This is a genomic window from Microbacterium sp. LKL04, assembly GCF_900102005.1.
Lineage (GTDB): Bacteria > Actinomycetota > Actinomycetes > Actinomycetales > Microbacteriaceae > Microbacterium.
Genome location: NZ_LT627736.1, coordinates 1,640,982 through 1,661,171 on the forward strand (window position 1 = coordinate 1,640,982; position 20,190 = coordinate 1,661,171).

At 70.4% G+C, this 20,190-nt stretch carries 18 protein-coding genes; 4 read left to right on the plus strand and 14 right to left on the minus strand.

Going from position 1 to position 20,190, the window contains the following annotated elements:
- Positions 1–65: 65 nt before the first annotated feature.
- Positions 66–539 carry a hypothetical protein gene (locus BLP38_RS08115; protein WP_231916463.1) on the plus strand — a complete coding sequence of 158 codons (474 nt, stop codon included), beginning with the start codon at positions 66–68 and terminating at the stop codon, positions 537–539.
- 268 nt (positions 540–807) lie between these two features.
- Here the strand turns inward: BLP38_RS08115 and BLP38_RS08125 are convergent, their stop codons facing one another.
- Positions 808–1,614: a hypothetical protein gene (locus BLP38_RS08125; protein ID WP_091355726.1), complete on the minus strand. Its 807-nt coding sequence runs from the start codon at positions 1,612–1,614 to the stop codon at positions 808–810.
- Positions 1,615–1,777: 163 nt separating this feature from the next.
- Between BLP38_RS08125 and metX the strand changes: the two genes are divergently transcribed.
- Positions 1,778–2,980 carry a homoserine O-acetyltransferase MetX gene (gene metX / locus BLP38_RS08130; RefSeq protein ID WP_091355730.1) on the plus strand — a complete coding sequence of 401 codons (1,203 nt, stop codon included), beginning with the start codon at positions 1,778–1,780 and terminating at the stop codon, positions 2,978–2,980.
- A gap of 7 nt (positions 2,981–2,987) precedes the next feature.
- On the opposite strand, the gene BLP38_RS08135 is transcribed toward metX, so the two are convergent.
- The 6 genes from BLP38_RS08135 to BLP38_RS08160 all read right to left on the minus strand — a co-directional run bounded on the left by BLP38_RS08135 (position 2,988) and on the right by BLP38_RS08160 (position 8,617).
- On the minus strand, positions 2,988–4,439 hold the full coding sequence (locus BLP38_RS08135) for a phytoene desaturase family protein (protein ID WP_091355734.1): 1,452 nt from the start codon (positions 4,437–4,439) through the stop codon (positions 2,988–2,990).
- Complete coding sequence (locus BLP38_RS08140; protein WP_091355738.1) at positions 4,436–4,918, minus strand: SRPBCC family protein; 483 nt, start codon at positions 4,916–4,918, stop codon at positions 4,436–4,438. Before BLP38_RS08140 ends, BLP38_RS08135 begins: the two co-directional genes overlap by 4 nt.
- Before the next feature lie 64 nt (positions 4,919–4,982).
- Positions 4,983–6,200: an MFS transporter gene (locus BLP38_RS08145; RefSeq protein WP_091355741.1), complete on the minus strand. Its 1,218-nt coding sequence runs from the start codon at positions 6,198–6,200 to the stop codon at positions 4,983–4,985.
- Positions 6,197–6,538, minus strand: a complete 342-nt coding sequence (locus BLP38_RS08150) for a thiamine-binding protein (protein ID WP_091355744.1) — start codon at positions 6,536–6,538, stop codon at positions 6,197–6,199. The genes BLP38_RS08145 and BLP38_RS08150 overlap by 4 nt, the downstream gene beginning before the upstream one ends.
- Before the next feature lie 13 nt (positions 6,539–6,551).
- Positions 6,552–7,754 (minus strand): glycosyltransferase 87 family protein, encoded by a 1,203-nt coding sequence (locus BLP38_RS08155; RefSeq protein WP_091355747.1) that lies wholly within the window; start codon positions 7,752–7,754, stop codon positions 6,552–6,554.
- Positions 7,755–7,783: 29 nt separating this feature from the next.
- On the minus strand, positions 7,784–8,617 hold the full coding sequence (locus tag BLP38_RS08160) for an ADP-dependent NAD(P)H-hydrate dehydratase (RefSeq protein ID WP_091355751.1): 834 nt from the start codon (positions 8,615–8,617) through the stop codon (positions 7,784–7,786).
- Between the two features lie 21 nt (positions 8,618–8,638).
- On the opposite strand from BLP38_RS08160, the gene BLP38_RS08165 reads away from it, so the two are divergent.
- Positions 8,639–9,712 (plus strand): NADH:flavin oxidoreductase/NADH oxidase, encoded by a 1,074-nt coding sequence (locus BLP38_RS08165; RefSeq protein WP_091355754.1) that lies wholly within the window; start codon positions 8,639–8,641, stop codon positions 9,710–9,712.
- Positions 9,713–9,718: 6 nt separating this feature from the next.
- Here BLP38_RS08165 and BLP38_RS08170 read toward each other — a convergent pair whose 3' ends face one another.
- The 3 genes from BLP38_RS08170 to BLP38_RS08180 all read right to left on the minus strand — a co-directional run bounded on the left by BLP38_RS08170 (position 9,719) and on the right by BLP38_RS08180 (position 13,667).
- Complete coding sequence (locus BLP38_RS08170) at positions 9,719–10,771, minus strand: hemolysin family protein (RefSeq protein ID WP_091355757.1); 1,053 nt, start codon at positions 10,769–10,771, stop codon at positions 9,719–9,721.
- Positions 10,768–12,096: a hemolysin family protein gene (locus BLP38_RS08175; RefSeq protein WP_091355760.1), complete on the minus strand. Its 1,329-nt coding sequence runs from the start codon at positions 12,094–12,096 to the stop codon at positions 10,768–10,770. The genes BLP38_RS08170 and BLP38_RS08175 overlap by 4 nt, the downstream gene beginning before the upstream one ends.
- Positions 12,097–12,212: 116 nt before the next feature.
- Positions 12,213–13,667 carry a GuaB1 family IMP dehydrogenase-related protein gene (locus BLP38_RS08180; protein WP_091355763.1) on the minus strand — a complete coding sequence of 485 codons (1,455 nt, stop codon included), beginning with the start codon at positions 13,665–13,667 and terminating at the stop codon, positions 12,213–12,215.
- Positions 13,668–13,815: 148 nt separating this feature from the next.
- Between BLP38_RS08180 and BLP38_RS08185 the strand changes: the two genes are divergently transcribed.
- Positions 13,816–17,520, plus strand: a complete 3,705-nt coding sequence (locus BLP38_RS08185; protein ID WP_172824681.1) for a multifunctional oxoglutarate decarboxylase/oxoglutarate dehydrogenase thiamine pyrophosphate-binding subunit/dihydrolipoyllysine-residue succinyltransferase subunit — start codon at positions 13,816–13,818, stop codon at positions 17,518–17,520.
- 75 nt (positions 17,521–17,595) lie between these two features.
- On the opposite strand, the gene BLP38_RS08190 is transcribed toward BLP38_RS08185, so the two are convergent.
- From BLP38_RS08190 to BLP38_RS08205, 4 genes are all read right to left on the minus strand, one after another.
- On the minus strand, positions 17,596–17,841 hold the full coding sequence (locus BLP38_RS08190) for a zf-HC2 domain-containing protein (protein WP_018188697.1): 246 nt from the start codon (positions 17,839–17,841) through the stop codon (positions 17,596–17,598).
- Complete coding sequence (locus BLP38_RS08195) at positions 17,838–18,491, minus strand: sigma-70 family RNA polymerase sigma factor (RefSeq protein ID WP_269457011.1); 654 nt, start codon at positions 18,489–18,491, stop codon at positions 17,838–17,840. The genes BLP38_RS08190 and BLP38_RS08195 overlap by 4 nt, the downstream gene beginning before the upstream one ends.
- A 91-nt stretch (positions 18,492–18,582) precedes the next feature.
- The gene (locus tag BLP38_RS08200; RefSeq protein ID WP_231916464.1) at positions 18,583–19,467 is read right to left on the minus strand and encodes a sensor histidine kinase; all 885 of its coding nucleotides are present in this window, start codon (positions 19,465–19,467) and stop codon (positions 18,583–18,585) included.
- On the minus strand, positions 19,464–20,183 hold the full coding sequence (locus BLP38_RS08205; RefSeq protein ID WP_091355773.1) for a response regulator: 720 nt from the start codon (positions 20,181–20,183) through the stop codon (positions 19,464–19,466). Before BLP38_RS08205 ends, BLP38_RS08200 begins: the two co-directional genes overlap by 4 nt.
- Positions 20,184–20,190 lie beyond the last annotated feature (7 nt).

Here is a 20,190-nt window from a genome sequence, read left to right on the forward strand (position 1 = left end):
ACACCCCGTCCGGGTCACCGCGGCGGGGTGTCGCGCGTCCGGCCCGATACGCTCGAGGGGAGACGATGAAACGCTACGGACCTCTTCACGCTGTGCCTGACGGGCTCGCGATCGGCGATCCCGGTCGGCGTCACCTCGTCCTCGGCGTGGACACCATCAGTCACCGAGATGGACCCGCCGTGACGCAGCAGGTCGACTGGACCGAGATCCGGGGTGCCGCCTTGGACCTGAGGACCACACGGTTCCCGTTCCCCGGCGCGTTCTCGGGCCTGTGGAGTTCCGTCCTGGTCATGATCACGCAGACCGACCCGGACCTCGACCTGGCGCCCGGCACCGCCGTGCTCACGACGGACCACGGGTCACTGCGCCTGGATCTGGACCGGCACCACCCCGGCGGTTACTGGCATCCCATCGTGTCGAGGACCCAGCTGCTCATGGACCGTCTGGTCGAGGATGCCGCGTCCCGCCCGCTGCTGCGTCAGTCGAACGCTGTGCTGGACTCGATCGTCTCCTCGGTCCGCCGCGCGCGGGTCGCCTAGCGATCCGCGCGACGGAGCAGTGCTCGCCGCTTGCGGTGGAGCCGCCACCAGCTGAACGAGCTCCGCGCCTGGATACGGCCGAGCTCCACCAGACTCGGGAGCCCTCGAGAGGCCAACTCGCGCGAGATCGCATCGGAGTCGTCCGTGCCCCCGTGCGCCTCGATGACGGCATGCGCCTGCGTAACGCGTTCGCTCGACAGCGGGTGCGCCGCGATCTGAGAATCGACCTTCGCGATCCTCCGTGCCAGCTCCTCAGGTTGCACGGCGATCACTTGCCCAGTGCGCAGGCGAGCGCGGCCGCGCCGAGGCCACCCCAGATCGTGCCGGTGGCGAAGGCCTGCGTGATCTGCGGCCCCTTGAGCCCGAGGCCCAGGAGGCACTTGAACACCCACGGAGCGATCCAGATCGGATCCGCCACCACCGGGTAGGCGACCCCCGCCGCGCGGTGATCGACGACCTGGATGAGCGTGGAGCCCTCGATCTCGTAGTGCGTCGCGACAGGGTCGCCGTCCGCGTCGAGTGCCCAGGCATCCGCGACCACGGCGAGGACAGTGCCGTCAGCGGCGACGACCGCGGCGCCGTCCTCGGTCGATCGCAACGACTCGCCGACGCCGAGGTCGACGTCGTACTCGAGATGCTCCGGCGCGTCGGCGGAAGTGATCGTCGTCAGCATCTGCACACCCGCGTCACCGACGATCACAGAATTGGTCAGGGACTCACCCGGGTAGGTCACCGCCCCACCCTGGAGGAGGACGGCATCGCCCGCCGCGTCCGCCTCGGGAAGATCGATCGTCAAGGGCGACCGCCCGGGAGAGTGTATAGACACCCCGTCCGTCAACCGCGACGGGACACCGATGGTGCCCTGGCTGGTCTGCACCGTCCCGGTCCCGGCTCCATCGGATGCAGCAAGGAGCAGTGACTCATCCAGATTCGCCAGTGATTGCGCAGCGACGGCGATCGAGGCCGCGTCGACCTCGTCGTCCGCCGATGCGATGGAGGGGGATGCCACGATGGTCGACGCCAGGAGCGCTGTAACCATCGTGAGGGAGGCGGTGCGGCGCCAGGAACGTGTCATCAGGGTCTCTTCCGGTGGAGCGATCAGGTCACAGAATGGTGATCTCCCGAAGCTAACGACGGGTCCGAAGGTCCCGCGCCCGCCTTTCGGCGGAAACTTTCGAAGGTGTCCGTGCCCCCGTAACACTGCGCTGACCCTCCCCATCGGCCGGGAGAATAGTCGTATGGACTGGCAGACCTCGGAAGACACGGTGCCCTCGGCTCCGGTGACCGAGGCAGACGCCCGGTCGCTCCTCGGGCGCCCACCGGCGACCGGCGCCTGGCGTGACGGCGACCCGATCGGGGAGCGCAGGTTCGCGCGGTTCGGCGCGTTCACCACCGAGAGCGGGGCGAGCCTCCCCGGCATCCGTCTCGCCTACGAGACGTGGGGCGAACTCTCCCCCGCCCGCGACAACGCCGTGCTGATCCTGCACGCCCTCACCGGCGACAGCCACGTGCGCGGCGACGCCGTCCCCGGTCACGCGACCGACGGCTGGTGGGGAGATGTCGTGGGCCCCGGAAGGGCCATCGACACCGACCGCTGGTTCGTCGTGGCGCCGAACATGCTGGGCGGATGCCAGGGGTCGACCGGTCCCGCGAGCATCGCCCCGGACGGCTACGAGTGGGCCTCCCGCTTCCCGTTCCTCACGATCCGCGACCAGGTCGCCGCACAGGTCATGCTGACGGACGCCTTCGGCATCGACGTCTGGGCGGGAGTGATCGGCGGATCGATGGGCGGCATGCACGCCCTGGAGTGGGCGGTCGGGCACCCGGAGCGGGTCGAGCGTCTCGGCGTGCTGTGCTCGCCGCCGACGACGACGGCCGACCAGGTCGCACTGAACTCCGTCCAGCTCGCGGCGATCCAGATGGATCCGCGCTTCGCGGGCGGCAACTACTACGACGCTCCCGACGGCGACGGCCCCCACCGGGGGCTCTCGCTCGCGCGACGCATGGCGCTTCTGAACTACCGCACCCCGACGGAGCTGAACCAGCGCTTCCAGCGGTCCTGGCAGTCCGACAAGAGCCCCTTCGGCGAAGGCGGTCGCTACGCCGTCGAGAGCTACCTCGACTTCCACGGCAACCGCTTCACCCGTCGGTTCGACGCGAACTCCTACCTGACCCTCGTCGAGGCGATGAACTCGCACGACGTCGGGCGCGACCGGGGCGGCGTCGAGGAGGCCCTCGCCCGGGTGACGGCGCGCACCCTCGTGCTCGGGGTCGACAGCGACCGCCTGTTCCCTGTGGAGGGGCAGCACCGCATCAGCCGCGGCATCCGCACCACCATCCACGACGACACGGTCGTCCTCTCGAGCGACTTCGGTCACGACGGCTTCCTCATCGAGACCGAACCCGTCGGACGCCACCTTCGACGCCTGCTCGAGAGCTGACGTCCGACTACCGCGGCGCGAGATCCGGGGAGATCCGCGTGCCGAACGTGTGGCGCAGCGCCGACCTCGCCGCATGCCACCCGGCCAGGCCGTGCACACCGGGCCCCGGACTCGTCGACGCCGAGCACAGGTAGACCCCGTCGAGCGGCGTGCGCCACGGCTCACGCGACACGACCGGCCGTTTGAGCAGCTGCCAGAGGGCGGGAGCCCCCGCCGCGATGTCCCCGCCGGGGTAGTTCGGGTTCTCGGCTTCGACCTCGACCGCGTTCCGCGAATTCATGCCGACGATCAGGTCGCGGAAGCCGGGCGCGAACCGCTCGATCTGCCGGATGACGGCGTCGGCGCGATCGGCGGTGCTCCCCGAGGGGACGTGCGTGTACGTCCAGAGCACATGAGCTCCGGCGGGGGCGCGCGACGAATCGAACCCCGACGGCTGCGCGACCAGCACGTAGGGAGCGTCGGGAAGTCCGCCGCGGGAGATGAGGTTCTCGGATGCCGCCATCTCGGCGCGCGTGCCGCCGACGTGGACGGTGCCGGCCGAGCGGACCTCCTCGTTCGCCCACGGGACGGGACCCGAGAGGGCGAAGTCGACCTTCGCGACCGCGCCGCCGTAGCGGAAGCGCTCGAGGGCACCGCGGTAGCCGGCGGGAACGGCGTCGCCCGCGATCCGGAGGAAAGCGCGCGGGACGACATCGAGCAGGACGGCCTTCGCGTCGGGCAGCTCCCGCAGCGACTCGACCTCTTGGTCGGTGACGATCTCGCCGCCGTGCTCGCGCAGGTCGTCGGCCATGGCGTCGACGATGCTCTGACTGCCGCCGATCGGGATCGGCCACCCGCGCGCATGCCCGTAGGTCGAGAGTGCGAGTCCCGCTCCCGCCGCCGCCAGGCTCGGGAGCGACAGGATCGTGTGCGCGGCGACACCGGTGAGCAGGGCCGGAGCGGCATCCTCCGCGAAGCGCGCGTTCCACAGCCCGCTCCCCTGTTCGAGAGCCCGCAGACCGAACCACACGGCGGCGGCCGGGTCGGCGGGTACGCGCAGCAGCGGGTGACCGGTGAAGTCCGAGACGCCGGACGCCCGCTCCACGAGCGGGCGCATCAGGCGCGCGTACGCGTCGCCGTCGCGGCCGAGGCTCTCGGCGGTGCGGTCGAGATCGCGGTAGGCGATCGCGGCGCGGCCGCCGTCGAGGGGCTGGGCGAACGAGGCGTCGGGGACGGCGAAGTCGACGCGCCTCCCCAGCCCGAACTCGCGGAAGAAGCGGCTCTCGAAGGCGAGCGGGTGTACGGCCGAGCAGACGTCGTGCAGGTAGCCGGGGAGGGTCATCTCCATGGTGCGCGCGCCGCCGCCGATGGTGCCGCCCTTCTCGTACACACGCACGCTGAGACCGGCACGGGCGAGGGTGACGGCCGCCGCGAGCCCGTTCGGCCCCGCGCCGACCACGATCGCGTCGAGGTCGCTCATTCTCCGACGCCCTCGTCCTCGGCGGTGGTCTCATCGGTCGGACGCGCGGCGCGGCCCTCGGCGAGGTAGGCGAGGCGGTGGAGGGTCTCTGCGTTCCGCAGTTGCAGCGCGATGTCGAGGAGCGCGGGCGGGATGAGGCTCCCGGGTCCCGCGACGGCCTCCTCCTGGATGCGGACGACGGCACCGTCGCGGTGCGGCCTGACCTGGATGTCGACCTGCGCCTCGCCCATCGGCCACCCCTTCGCACGGAGGAGGAGGTGACGCGGCGGGTCGTACGCCAGCACCTCGGTCTCGTCGTCGATCAGGGCCGGCCACACGCCGAACGAGTGGTGCAGGTGCGAACCGACCTCGGGCCAGGTCTCGGCGACTTCGCGCATCCGGGACGCGCCGACGACCCACGACGGGAAGAGCCACCCGTCGGCGAGCACGGCGAAGACGTCGTCAGGGGTGCAGGCGAACACGCGCGAGTTGCGGGACATGCCTCCGACGCTAGCGACTGAGGCCGAGCGTCACGGACGGGGTTGCGCCCTCGGACGAGGCGTGTCAGACCTCGGCCGGGGCGCGCGCGGCCGAGCGGCGTTCGAGGCCGATGCTGAGGGCGGCGATCCCGAGTCCGCCGAGGGCCAGCAGCAGCCCCACCCAGACGGGAGCCGTGAAGCCGAGTCCGGCGGCGATGACCGCGCCGCCGAGAGCCGCACCGACCGCATTGCCCGTGTTGAGGGCGGAGTGGTTCAGGGCCGCAGCGATCGACTGGTTGTCGCTGGCGACGTCCATCAACCGGGTCTGGATCGTCGGGCTCACGGCCGACGAGGCGAAGGCCACCGCGAAGACGAAGACGATCACGGTCACGATCCACCCGGCGGTCAGCGCGAGGAGCAGCTGCGTCACGACGAGGAGGACCAGGAGCCCGAACATCGATCGGATCAGATTGACGTCGGCGAGGTGGCCGCCGACGAGGTTGCCCGCCGTCATCCCCAATCCCAGGATCACGAGCACGACGGGGACGAGCCAGGCGGGTGCCCCGGCGGCCTCGGTGACCAGCGGCGAGACGTACGTGTAGACCGCGAAGAAGCCCCCGAAGCCGATCGCGCCGATCCCGAGCGCGAACCACACCTGTCCGATCCGGAACACCTTGAGCTCAGCCCGGAGCGTGCGCGACGGCTCCCCGGGGCGGTGCGGGACGGTGAGGGCGATCGCGAGGGTCGCGGCGGCGAAGATGAGGACGACCAGCACGAACGCCCAGCGCCAGCCGAGGTTCTGACCGAGGAACGTACCGAGCGGAACGCCGACGACGTTCGCCACCGTGAGGCCCGTGAGGACGAACGCGACGCCTTTGGCGCGGTTCCCCGGCCCCATGACGTCGGCGGCGACGAGCGCACCGATCCCGAAGTACGCGCCGTGCGGCAGGCCGGCGAGAAGACGGGATGCCGCGACGAGCTCGAACGTCGGCAGGATCAGCGTCAGCGCGTTGCACACGGTCAGGGCGCCGGCCAGGAGCACCATGACGCGGTGTCGCGGGTACTTGGCCACGGATGCGGCGATCGTCGGAGCTCCGATCACGACGCCGAGCGCGTAGAGCGTGATGAGCCATCCCGCCTGGGCGATCGCCTCCTCCTGCGAGCTCGCCCACGCGGTGGGGAGCAACTCGCGCGCGATCTCGGGCAGCAACCCCATGACCACGAACTCGGTCATCCCGATGCCGAAGCTGCCGACGGCCAGCGCCAGGAGGGCGCGGCGGGGACGGGTGGGGGTCGAGGTCACTCAGGGATCGTAGTCCCGCTCCCCTCCTCGGGACGAATCGATTCGAGCGCGGACTCGAGGCGCGCGATCTTGCCGTCGATCTCGCCCGTGTACCCGGGACGGATGTCGGCTTTCAGCACGAGCGAGACACGCGACCCGAAGGGTTGGACGGCGTCGACCGCGCCCTTGACGACGGCCATCACCTCGTCCCACTCCCCCTCGATCTCAGTGAACATGCTCGTGGTCCGATGCGGCAGGCCCGAGGCGCGGACGACGGCGACGGCCGCTGCCACGGCGTCGTGGACGGAACCGTCCGGATTGCCGTTCCCGGACGGGGCGACGGAGAAGGCGACGATCATGGGGACCTCCGGATCAGTGGATGGAACGGACGGGTACGGGAAGGCGGACGAGACGGACGACCATCCACACCAGCAGCGCGATCAGCGCGACGTTGCGGAGCGTCAGCACGCTCACGGCGACGACCTCGGGCGAGACGATCCCGTCGTAGAGGACGGGGTAGACGAACTGGGTGAGGGCGGCCGACACCAGCACGAGCGCTCCGGGCGCGATCCACCGTCGGCGATCGACGACGAGTCCGAACGCGACGATGGCGAACAGCCACGTCTGGAACTGCGGCGAGCCGACCTTGTTCACGACGATGAGGACGGTCGTGAGGGCGAGGCCCAACGTCGGGAACAGCCGTACGAAGGGGACGTGCCGACGAGCATTGATCGCGCCGATCCCCACGACCGCGGCGGCGGCGAGGACGAGCGCGGGCGTCATGAGTGCCGACACGGTGCCGAGGAAGGGTCCCGAGACCTGGAAGGTGAGGATCCCCTGGTCGTAGTAGACCGTCCACCCGTCGAGGCCGAGGAGTGCACCCCACAGGTAGACGGCGCTCACCGGTGCCTCGACCTGGAGTCCGCGCCCGGTCTGACCCGTCACGAATCCGAGGGCGTGGTCGGCGCCTCCCGTGGCGACGACGACGCCGACGACGGCCACGCTCACCAGCACCCCCGCGCCGAGGACGACGCTCCGCCGACGGACCGCGACGACCGCGGCCCCGATGAGGGCTGCCGGCCAGATCTTGATCCACGTCGCGGCAGCGAGCAGCGCACCGGCGACACCCGGCCGGCGCAGGAGCCACAGGCATCCGAGGATCGCCAGCGGAACCGAGACCGCATCGATCCGATACATCCCGACGGGCCCGAGGGCGACGATCGCCGCCAGCCAGAACCCCGCCGCGCCCAGGCGTCCGATCGAGCGGCCCGCGCCGACCAGGATCGCGAAGGCGACCGCGTCGAGGAGCGTCACGAGGATCGCCCACCCGACGGTGTAGCTCCCGACCAGTGCTCCGGGCACGTGCGCGAGGAGCATCGGCAGAAGCGCGAGATGCGGATACACCCAGTCCTGCGTGACGCCGACGATCCCGCCGCCCGAGAACACGGCCTGCGACCAGGGTTCGTAGACGCGGTAGACGTCGCCCATCGGCTCGTTCGGCAGCAGGAAGCCGAGCACACCGACGACGAGATGGACGAGGGCGAACGCGGCCCACAGCAGCACGCGGTTCGTCACGCCCTCCAGCCTAGGCCGATGCGCTCGCGTCACCCGGCGAGCGCCGCTGCGACGGCGTGCGGCAGGTGCTCGGCGACGTCGAGCGCGACGATCGGTCCCCCGCCGTGCGCCGCGACGGCGAGCGCGGCCGCGTGTCCGTGCAGCCAGACGGCGGATGCCGCCGCCCGCTGCAGTGCGCCGAGGTCACCCGGCGACGTCCCGTGTCCGATGACCCCCGCGAGAACGGCACCGACGGTCCCGGCGAGGACGTCGCCCGTCCCGGCGGTCGCCAGCCACGACGTCGGCGCGGTGACCTCGATCGGGTCGATCCCGGGTGCGGCGACGACGGTCGTCGCCCCCTTCCGCACGACGACACCGCCGAGCGCACCAGCGGTGCCCGCGGCATCGTCGACGTCCGGATCGAGTCCCAGCAGAGCGCGCAGCCGGGCGTGCTCGCGACCGTGCGGCGTCGCCACGACGGGAGCGGGCGCGTCGACGGCCAGGTCCAGCGCCCCGGCGTCGACGACGACGGGGACATCGGCCGAGAGGATGCCGACGAGCGCCGCGCGTTCGCTCGCCGAGCGGTGCGCGGCATCCGTCCCGGACCCGATCACCCACGCCTGCACGCGGCCGTCAGCGGTCACCGTCTCGGGTCGTCGGGCGAGGACGTGGTCGGCGGCCGGACCCGGCCCGAGGTAGCGCACCATCCCCACGCCGGTGCGCCACGCCGCCTCGACGCCGAGGACCGCAGCTCCCGGGAAGGCGGCCGAACCGGTCCGCATCCCGACCACACCGCGGGAATACTTGTCGTCGTCCGCCGTTGGCTCGGTGAGGACGGCGGCCGTGTCCGCCCTGTTCCACATCCGCGCCGTCATGGCGCCCACCCTATGCGACGGAGTCCGCTCATGACCCTCCTCTTCCGCCCGCTCGAGCTGTCCGGTACGACCGCCCGCAACCGGCTCTGGGTCTCGCCCATGTGCCAGTACTCCGCCGTCGACGGCGTGCCGAACGACTGGCACCACGTGCACCTCGCTCAGTTCGCGAACGGCGGCGCCGGGGTGGTCATCGCCGAGGCGACGGCCGTCGTGCCCGAGGGACGGATCACGCCGTCCGACACAGGGCTGTGGGACGACGAGCAGCGGGATGCCTGGGCTCCCATCGTCGCCGCGATTCACTCGCGCGGAGCCCTGGCAGGCATCCAGCTCGCTCACGCGGGCCGGAAGGCGTCGACGCACCGCCCGTTCGACGATGCGCGCGGCAGCGTCTCCCCCGCCGAGGGCGGCTGGACGACCGTCGCCCCCTCAGCGATCGCTTTCGACGGCTACGCCCAGCCCGTCGCCCTCGACGCGAACGGGATCGACGCCCTCGTGGTCGCGTTCGGCGACGCTGCTCGCCGCGCCGACGACGCCGGCTTCGATCTGCTCGAGATCCACGCGGCGCACGGCTACCTGCTGCACCAGTTCCTCTCGCCGCTGTCGAACGAGCGCACCGACGGGTACGGCGGGTCTCTCGAGAACCGCGCCCGCCTGCTCCTGCGCGTCGTCGACGCGGTCCGGGATGCCGCACCCGGCCGTACCCTCGCGGTCCGCTTCTCGGCGACCGACTGGGCCGACGGCGGGTGGGGCGTCGACGAGACCGCGACCGTCGCCGGCTGGGTCGGCGAGCGCGGGGCGAGCGTCATCGACATCTCGACGGGCGGGCTCGTCGCGCATCAGAAGATCACGACAGGACCGGGGTACCAGGTTCCGTTCGCGGCAACGGTCCGCGAACGCACCGGGCTCCTCGTCACGGCCGTCGGCGAGATCGCTGACGGCCCGCAGGCCGAGGCCGTCCTGCAGGACGGCCTCGCCGATGCGGTCATGGTCGGCCGCGGCTGGCTGCGCGATCCGCACTTCGCCCTCCAGGCCGCAGACGACCTGGACGACGCGGAGGCTGCGACGCTGTGGCCGCCGCAGTACCTCCGCGCCCGCCGGCGCTGAGCCCCGTCAGAGGCGGCGCGTCGCGTCGTGCACCTCGCCGACGAGTTCCTCGATGATGTCCTCGAGGAACAGCACGGCCGTCGTCTCGCCCGCCGAGTCGCGCACCTGAGCCAGGTGACGGCTCGACCGGCGCATGAGGGCGAGGGCGTCCTCGAGGTCGGTGGCCTCGCCGATGGGGATCATGTGGTGGATCCGCTTGGGCTTGATCGGCTGGGCGACCGTGTCCTCGGAGTCCTCCCCCTCGGCGGCCCGGAGGACGTCCTTCAGGTGGACGTAGCCGAGCGGCATCCCCTCGTCGTCGACGATCACGTACCGCGAGAAACCGTGACGAGCCACGGCCCGCTCGATCTCGTCGGGCGTCGTGTGCTCGGGCAGGGTGACGAGCTCCGAGAGCGGGACCGCGACATCCTTCGCCTTCTTGTCGGTGAACTCCACCGCCGCAGCGACCGCGCCCGAGGCGTCATCCAGCACGCCCTCGATGCGCGACTGGTTCACGATGGTGGCGACCTCGTCGAGCGTGAAGGTCGAGGCGGCCTCGTCCTTCGGCTCAACGCGGAACAGCCGCACGACGTGGTTCGCGATCCAGTTGAGCGCCACGATGATCGGGTGGAACACCCGTGACACGAACACGAGCGGCGGCGCGAGCAGCAGCACAGCGCGATCCGGCAGCGAGAACGCGAGGTTCTTCGGCACCATCTCGCCGAACACGACGTGCAGATACGACACGAGCAGCAGCGCGATGACGAAGCCCGTGACGTCGACGACCGCGTACGGCAGGCCGATCGCCTCGAGCGGCACCGCGAGCAGGTGGTGGATCGCCGGCTCCGACACGTTCAGGATCAGCAGCGAGCAGATCGTGATGCCGAGCTGGCACGTCGCCAGCATGAGCGTCGCGTGCTCCATGGCCCACAGGGCCGTCTTGGCCGACCGCGAACCCTTCTCGGCGAGCGGCTCGATCTGCGAGCGTCGCGCGGAGATGACGGCGAACTCGGCTCCGACGAAGAAGGCGTTGGCCACCAGGAGGACGACGAGCCATGCGATTCCGACCCAGTCGTTCATCGACGCTCACCTCCCTCGGTCTCGGCGCCGACAGGCACGGGAGCGGGCACGAACTTCACGCGGTCGACGCGGCGACCGTCCATCCGCTGCACGGTGATGGTCCCGTCGTCGAGGGTGATCTGGTCTCCCACCGCGGGGATGCGCTCCAGCGTGGCCATGATGAATCCGCCGACCGTGTCGTAGACGTCGCCTTCTGGCACGCGAATGCCGGTGCGGTCGAGCACCTCGTCGGGGCGCAGGTCGCCGGGGAAGATGATCGACCCCTTGGCGCGGACGACGCCGGCACGGCTGCGGTCGTGCTCGTCGAGCACCTCGCCGACGATCTCCTCGACGAGGTCTTCGAGCGTGACGACGCCGGCGGTGCCGCCGTACTCGTCGACGACGATCGCCATCTGGTAACCGCGCGAGCGCAGTTCGGACATCAGACCGTCGAGGTGCACGGCTTCGGGGACGCGCAGCGGCTCCTCCGCGATCGCGGCGGCCGGGACGTCCGCGCGTCGTTCACGCGGCACGGACACCGCTTGCTTCAGATGGACGATGCCCGTGATGTCGTCCATCGACTCGCCGTACACGGGGAACCGGCTGTGGCCGGTGCGTCGGGCGAGCTGGATGACGTCTTCGACGCTGTCGTCGGCGGCGACGGCGTGGACGCTGGGTCGCGGGGTCATGACGTCAGCCGTCGTGAGACGCGAGAAGGTGAGCGTGCGGTCGAGCAGCGACGCGGTGTCCTCTTCGAGGACGCCGGCGCTGGCCGAGCGGCGGACCAGGCTCGACAGCTCTTCCGCGGTGCGGGCACCGGAGAGCTCCTCCTTGGGCTCGACGCCCATGGCACGGAGCACGGCGTTCGCGCTGCCGTTGAGCAACTGGATGGCGGGCTTGAAGACGGTCGTGAAGACGGTCTGGAACCCGATGACGAGCTTCGCGGTCTGGCGAGGAACCGCGAGGGCGAAGTTCTTCGGGACGAGCTCGCCGATGATCATCGAGAAGATCGTCGCGGTGGCCATGGCGACCACGGTCGCGATGGGGCGGGATGCCGCTTCCGGCACACCCCACGACTCGAACACCGGGTTCAGCAGATTCGAGAGCGCCGGCTCCATCGTGTAACCGGTGAGGAGGGTCGTCAGCGTGATGCCGAGCTGTGCGCTCGAAAGATGCGTCGACGTGATCCGCAGCGCGTTGATCGTGAGCGACAGTCGGCTCTCGCCGGCTGCGCGGCGCGACTCGAGATCGGCCCGATCGAGGTTGACGAGTGCGAACTCACTGGCGACGAACAGGCCGGTTCCCACTGTCAGGAGCAGCCCCACGCCCAACATGACGTAGTCCATCACACGTCACCCCCGATCATCGGGGAGCAGGGTCGGTGGGGCGAAGGTCTACTGGGAGGGTCGTCCATTGTGGGGATGATTCTACGGCACCGCGCGCGTCGCACGAGCGCGTTCTCTCACCAGCTGACCGGCAGTGCTTTGCCCTCTTCGTAGCCGGCCGCGGACTGGAAGCCCACCGTCGCCCGTTCGTGGAAATCGGCGACGGTCGCCGCTCCCGCGTAGGTGAACGACGAGCGGACCCCCGAGGTGATCATGTCGAGGAGGTCCTCGACGCTCGGCCGCAGGGGGTCGAGGTAGATCCGCGACGACGAGATGCCCTCGGCGAACAGCTCCTTGCGAGCGCGCTCGAACGGGTCGAGACGGCCGAAGCGCCCCTGCACCGCCTTCGTCGACGCCATGCCCCACGACTCCTTGAACACGCGCCCCTCGGCATCGACCCGCAGATCGCCGGGCGCCTCGATCGTGCCCGCGAACCAGGATCCGACCATGACGGATGCCGCGCCTGCCGCGAGGGCGAGGGCGACGTCCCGGGGGTAGCGGACGCCGCCGTCGGCCCACACGTGCGCGCCCGCCGCGGCGGCGGCCTCGGCGGTCTCCAGCACGGCCGAGAACTGCGGGCGTCCGACGGCCGTCATCATGCGCGTCGTGCACATCGCACCGGGCCCCACGCCGACCTTGAGGATCGTGGCGCCGGCCTCGACGAGGTCGCGCACCCCCTCCGCGGTCACGACGTTCCCCGCCACGATCGGGAGTCCGAGGTTCTGGGCGGAGACGGCGCGGAGAGCACGGATCATGCTCTCCTGGTGCCCGTGCGCCGTGTCGACCACGAGCGCGTCGACGCCGGCGGCGGCGAGCGCGCGGGCCTTCGCCGCGACGTCGCCGTTGATCCCGACGGCCGCGGCGACGATCAGCCGCCCCTCACCGTCGACGGCGGGCCGGTAGAGCGACGAGCGCAGGGCGGTCCGTTGCGACAGCGTGCCGACGAGATACCCGTGCTGCACCACCGTGACGATGTCGGCCTCGGCCGCGATCAGCAGGTCGAACGCGGCACGCGCGGTGTCGACGTCGTCCGCGTCGATGGATGCCGCCCGTCCCCGCACGAGGTCGCCGAGACGAGCGTCGGGCAGGGCGGTGCCCAGGCGCTCGGCCGGCACGATGCCGACGATGTCGTCCCTATGGATCCGCTCCGCGCGGGACGCGACGACGATCCCGTGCCCCGCCGCTGCCGGCAGGAGGGCCGCAGCGTCCGCGACCAGCGCCTCGGGCGGGAGAACGAGCGGCGTGTCCCAGCGGACCGGCTGCTCCTTGACCCACCGGATGCCGGCATCCACATCCTGCAGCGGCATGTCCTGCGGAAGGACGGCGAGTCCTCCGCGCCGCGCGAGGGTCGCGGCCAGCCGGGGGCCGGTGACGGAGTTCATGTTCGAGGCCACCAGCGGGATGGTCGCGCTCGTTCCGTCGCCCGGAGAGAGGTCGACGTCCAGCCGGCTCGTCACGTCGGAGCGCCGCGGAACGAGGAACACGTCGGAGTAGGTCAGGTCGCCCGCGGGCCGCTCGCCGGAGAAGTGCATACACCCACGCTAAGCGACGAGGAACCCCTGCGTCCGGGCGGCCCGTGCGGGTCGGAGGGGGGACAACCTGGGATACCCTTGACGTCTGTGCGCGAGGCCGCGCGAGGCCCGCACATTTCGAACGTCGACGACGAAAGCAGGCGGAACCGTGTCCAGTCAGGCGACCGGCGTGGGAACTACGAGCGACGGGGAGTTCGGAGCCAACGAATGGCTCGTCGCAGAGCTGTACGAGCAGTACAGCCGCGACAAGAACTCGGTGGACAAGGAGTGGTGGCCGATCCTCGAGGCCTACACCCCCGACGCCCCCTCCGGCGGAGCCGGCGCAGCGAGCGCCGCACCGGCGGCATCCGCTCCGGCAGAGTCCGCGGCCCCCGCAGCCGCGCCCACGTCTGACTCTCGTCCCGCCGCCACCGGCGTCCAGCCCGTGGCGCGCACGACGGCACGGCCCGCCGCGCCCCAGCCGATCCCCGCCGAGGCGCCCAAGGCCGCCCCCGCGGGCGAGAAGGCGACCCTCGAGGACACCGTCACTCCGCTGCGCGGCCTGCCGAAGACCCTCGCCGCGAACATGGACGAGTCGCTGACCGTCCCCACCGCGACGAGCGTGCGCACCATCCCCGCGAAGCTGATGATCGACAACCGCATCGTCATCAACAACCACATGTCCCGCACGCGTGGCGGCAAGGTGAGCTTCACCCACATCATCGGCTGGGCGCTCATCCAGGCCCTCAAGGCCTTCCCGACGCAGAACGTCTTCTACGCCGAGGTCGACGGCAAGCCGTCGGTCGTCGCGCCGGCGCACATCAACCTGGGCATCGCGATCGACCTCCCCAAGCCCGACGGCACGCGGGCTCTCATGGTCCCGAGCATCAAGCAGGCCGAGACCCTCACCTTCGGCGAATACCTCTCCGCCTACGAGGACCTCGTCCAGCGCGCCCGCAAGAACAAGCTGACCGCGGCCGACTTCCAGGGCACGACTGTGTCACTCACCAACCCCGGCGGCATCGGCACGGTCCACTCCGTCCCCCGTCTGATGAAGGGCCAGGGCTGCATCATCGGCGCCGGCGCCCTCGACTACCCCGCCGAGTTCCAGGGCGCGAGCGAGAAGACGCTGGGCGAGCTCGGCATCGGCAAGACCATCACCCTGACGAGCACGTACGACCACCGCGTCATCCAGGGTGCCGGCTCGGGCGAGTTCCTGAAGATCGTCCACCAGCTCCTCATCGGGCAGGAGGGGTTCTACGACGACATCTTCGCGGCCCTCCGCATCCCGTACTCCCCCATCCGCTGGTCGAGCGACATCAAGGTCGACATCGCCGAGCGCGTGGACAAGACCGCTCGTGTCCAGGAGCTCATCAACTCCTACCGCGTGCGCGGCCACATGATGGCGGACATCGATCCGCTCGAGTACGTCCAGCGCACGCACCCCGACCTCGAGATCGAGAACCACGGGCTGACGTTCTGGGACCTCGACCGCGAGTTCGTCACGAACGGCTTCGGCGGCAAGCGCACGATGAAGCTCCGCGACATCCTCGGGATCCTCCGCGACTCGTACTGCCGCACCGTCGGCGTCGAGTACATGCACATCCAGGACCCGACGCAGCGCAAGTGGTTCCAGGACAACCTGGAGATCAAGTACCAGAAGCCCGGTCACGACGAGCAGCTGCGCGTCCTCGGCAAGCTCAACGAGGCCGAGGCTTTCGAGACCTTCCTGCAGACGAAGTTCGTCGGCCAGAAGCGCTTCAGCCTCGAGGGCGGCGAGTCGCTCGTCCCGCTGCTCGACCAGATCCTCCAGGGCGCCGCCGCAGAGGGCCTCGACGGCGCCGCGATCGCGATGGCGCACCGCGGTCGTCTCAACGTCCTCACCAACGTCGCCGGCAAGACGTACAGCCAGCTCTTCCGGGAGTTCGAAGGCTCCGTCGCCGTCGGTTCGAAGAGCGGGTCCGGCGACGTCAAGTACCACCTGGGCACGCAGGGCACCTTCGTCGCCGACGGCGGCGAAGAGCTCCCCGTCTACCTCGCGGCCAACCCCTCGCACCTCGAGACCGTCGACGGCGTCCTCGAGGGGATCGTCCGCGCCAAGCAGGACCGCCTGCCCATCGGCTCGTTCTCGTGGCTGCCGATCCTCGTCCACGGTGACGCGGCTTTCGCCGGCCAGGGCGTGGTGATGGAGACGTTGCAGATGTCCCGTCTGCGCGGCTACCGGACGGGCGGCACGGTCCACGTGGTCGTCAACAACCAGGTCGGCTTCACGACCCTTCCGCTCGACGCGCGCACCTCGATCTATGCGACCGACGTGGCGAAGACCATCCAGGCGCCGATCTTCCACGTGAACGGCGACGACCCCGAGGCCGTCGTCCACGTGGCGGAGCTCGCGTTCCGGTACCGCCAGGAGTTCAACCGCGACGTCGTCATCGATCTCGTCTGCTACCGCCGCCGCGGACACAACGAGGGCGACGACCCCTCGATGACGCAGCCGCTCATGACGAACCTCATCGAGGCGAAGCGCTCGGTCCGCAAGCTCTACACCGAGGCTCTCGTCGGTCGTGGCGACATCACCGAGGAGGAGTACGAGAAGGCCAAGCAGGACTTCCAGAACCGCCTCGAGATCGCCTTCGCCGAGATCCACGCCGCCCAGACCGGGACCTCGCCCGTCGTCTCGGCGGAGAGCCAGGCCGAGCCCGCGGTCGGCGAGCCCGACTCCACCGCCGTCGACCGCGACGTCATCGAGCGCATCGGCGATGCCTTCGTGAACAAGCCCGAGGGCTTCACGGTGCACACGAAGCTCCAGCAGCTGCTCGACAAGCGCCACGACATGAGCCGCAACGGCAAGATCGACTGGGGCTTCGGCGAGCTGCTCGCCTTCGGATCGCTTCTGACCGAAGGGTCGAACGTCCGCCTCGCCGGTCAGGACGTCCGCCGCGGCACCTTCGTGACGCGGCACGCGGTCATGCACGACCGGGCGAACGGCCAGGAATGGCTGCCGCTGGCGAACCTCAGCGACAACCAGGGCCGCTTCTACGCCTACGACTCCCTCCTCAGCGAGTATGCGGCGATGGCCTTCGAGTACGGCTACTCCGTCGAACGCGCCGACACCCTCACCCTGTGGGAGGCCCAGTTCGGCGACTTCGCCAACGGCGCGCAGTCGGTCATCGACGAATTCATCTCCTCGGCTGAGCAGAAGTGGGGCCAGCAGTCGGGCGTCGTGCTCCTGCTCCCCCACGGTTACGAGGGTCAGGGGCCGGACCACTCGTCGGCGCGCATCGAGCGCTACCTGCAGATGTGCGCGCAGGACAACATGACCGTCGCCCGCCCCTCGACGCCCGCGTCGTACTTCCACCTGCTGCGCCGCCAGGCCTATGCCCGTCCGCGGCGCCCGCTCGTGGTCTTCACCCCGAAGGCGATGCTGCGTCTGCGGAACGCGACGAGCCCCGTCGAGGACTTCCTCGAGGGCCGGTTCGAGCCGGTGATCGACGACGAGCGCTCGCTCGATCGCGAGGCCGTCACCCGCGTCCTCCTCCACGCCGGCAAGATCCACTGGGACCTCACCGCGGAGCTGGAGAAGAAGCCGAACGAGAAGGTCGCGCTCGTGCGCCTGGAGCAGTACTACCCGGCGCCGATCGATCAGCTCAACGCGATCCTCGACAGCTACCCGAACGCCGAGCTCTACTGGGTCCAGGAGGAGCCGGAGAACCAAGGCGCCTGGCCGTTCATCGCCCTCGAGGTGGTCAAGCACCTCCACGGCCGGACGATCAAGCGGATCTCGCGATCGGCTGCTGCCTCCACGGCCACCGGCTCGCCGAAGGTCCACGCGCGCCAGCACGCCGAGATCATGGACGAGGCGCTCAACTTCTGAGCCTGCCGTTACGGATACGGAAGAAGGCCCCGCTTCGGCGGGGCCTTCTTCCGTATCCGACGCTCGAGATGCGCGTCAGTGGTGGGTCGCCTGTTCCGCCCGCAGGCGCGCGAGCACCTGGTCCCGAAGGTCCTCGGGCGCGGCCTCCTTGCAGGCGCGGGCGACCACCGCGGTCAGCGTCGTCGCCACGAGGGCTTCATCCCGGCACGCCGCGCAGTTCTCGAGGTGCTCGGTGATGTCGGCGTGGCGGGTGTTGCAGACCTCGTTGCGCAGGTACTCCTCGAGATCCTTCTGGGCCTTGTCGCAACCGCAGTCGGTCATTTCGCACTCCTTGTGGCGGGCACCTCGATGCCACGCTCCTTCGCATAGTCGGACAGCAGGTCGCGGAGCTGACGTCTGCCACGGTGCAGACGGCTCATGACCGTGCCGATGGGGGTTTTCATGATGTCCGCGATCTCCTGATACGCGAACCCTTCGACGTCCGCGAGGTACACGGCCAGTCGGAAGTCTTCGGGCAGGGACTGCAGGGCGTCTTTGACGACGGATGCCGGCATGTGATCGATCGCCTCGGCCTCGGCCGAGCGGGCCGAGGAGGCCGTCGTCGACTCCGCGCCGCCGAGCTGCCAGTCCTCGAGCTCGTCGATCGTGCCCTGGTAGGGCTCGCGCTGCTTCTTGCGGTACGTGTTGATGTACGTGTTCGTGAGGATCCGGTACAGCCACGCCTTGAGGTTGGTGCCCTGGGTGAAGGACGCCCAGGCGGCGAACGCCTTGACGAAGGTCTCCTGGACCAGATCGGATGCATCAGCGGGGTTGCGGGTCATCCGCATCGCCGCCGCGTAGAGCTGGTCCATGAAGGGGAGCGCCTGCTCCTCGAACTGGGTGCGCGGGTCTTCGACCGCCTGATCGTTCATCGCAGGCCAGTCTACGTCGGCCCATTCGGCGAGTTCCGGCGCGTCCAGTGTGGCGATCATCGCGCTCCTCTCCCGTCTGTGCACGTCGTCGACATGTCCATCCAACGAGCGAGGGGCTGGGCCTATTCCCCGCGTCAGCGCGGAGCGCGGATCAGGCGGTTCCGACCGGGAGTTCGATGCTCACCCGCGTGCCGCGCCCTTCGTGCGAGTCGACCGAGACGGTCCCGTCATGGCGGTCCACGATGGTGCGGACGAGGGCCAGCCCCAGGCCGCTCCCCGGCCGATCGCGTGCGTTCGATCCGCGCGCGAGCTCCTGGAGGACCGACGGCACGTCGGCGGCGGGGATGCCGCGACCCGTGTCGGCGACTTCGAGGACGATGCGACCGGACCGCTCGATGCCGCGGATCTCCACCGCGTCGCCGGGGTCCGAGTACTTCACGGCGTTCGCGACGACGTTGTGGACGGCGGTGAAGAGCAGATCGGGATCGCCCACGACGGCCGGCAGAGGCCACGGCGCCGACGGCAGCGTGACGCGGATCTCCCTGGCGTGGGTGTCGCGGATCGTCGCGGCGACATCGGTGACGATGGCGCCGGGATCGACCGGAATGCGTTCCATGGGTGCGGTCTGCAGTTCGCCGAGCTTCCGGAGATCCCCCACCAGCCGCGCCATCCGGGTGGTCTGCGCGTCGATGGCCGCCAGCTGCGGTGTGGCGGCATCGCTGACCGCGACGGCGGCCCGGATCGCGGTGATGGGGTTCTTCAGTTCATGATCCAGCCGGTCGAGGAACCGACGGTGCTCGGCGGCGGCGGACTGGAGCGCAGCCTGTGCCGCGCGGGATGACGCACGGCGCACCTGCGCCCGCCACATCGCGACGACGATCGTGACGACGCCGACCAGCGCGGCCGCGAGGAGGATCGACGTTCCGAGCGGCATCGACACGGTGATCGTCCGCCGGTCGACGGCGAAGGCCACGCCGGCCACGACCAGGAGAGCGGCCGTCGGCAGCGCGGCGACGACGATGCGACGGCTGCTCACGCGCGACGCACCGATCGGGTGAATCGGTAGCCGACCCCGGGGACGGTCTCGATGTACGTCGGCGCGGACGCGTCATCCCGGAGGACGGATCGCAGTTCGGCGACGCGATTGTCGACGGCGCGGGTGTGCGCGGCGAAGTCGAATCCCCAGACGACGCTGAGCAGACGCTCCCGGGCGTGGACCTCCCCGGGCCGCGTCATGAGGAACTCCAGCAGCTGGAACGCCTTGGGCGTGAGCGAGACCTCGATGCCGTCCCGCCAGACCCGTCGCGCGGGTCGGTCGAGGCGAAGGCCCTCCGCCTCGACCAGCTCCGCCGAGACGAGCCCGCCTGCTCCCGCCGCCACGCGGCGGAGGACCGCCCGACTCCGAGAGACGAGTTCCTGCGGGTCGAAGGGCTTGTTGAGATAGTCGTCGGCGCCTTCGTCGAGGGCCGCCGAGCGCTCCCCCGACTCGCCGACGTGGGTCAGCAGGATGACCGGCGTCGTGTCCCCTGCCCGCCGCAGACGCCGCAGGAGCTCGCGCCCGTCGACGACCGGCATGACGACGTCGCTCACGACGATGTCGGGATGCCGGGACTCGATGATCCGCAGCGCTGCGGCGCCGTCCGCCGCCACGTCGACGTCGAATCCGCTGCGACTCAGGAAGGGAGCGAGGCTCTCTGTGATCGACTGCTCGTCGTCGACGAGGAGCAGTCGCGGCGTCGCTTCGGAGGACATACCGGGA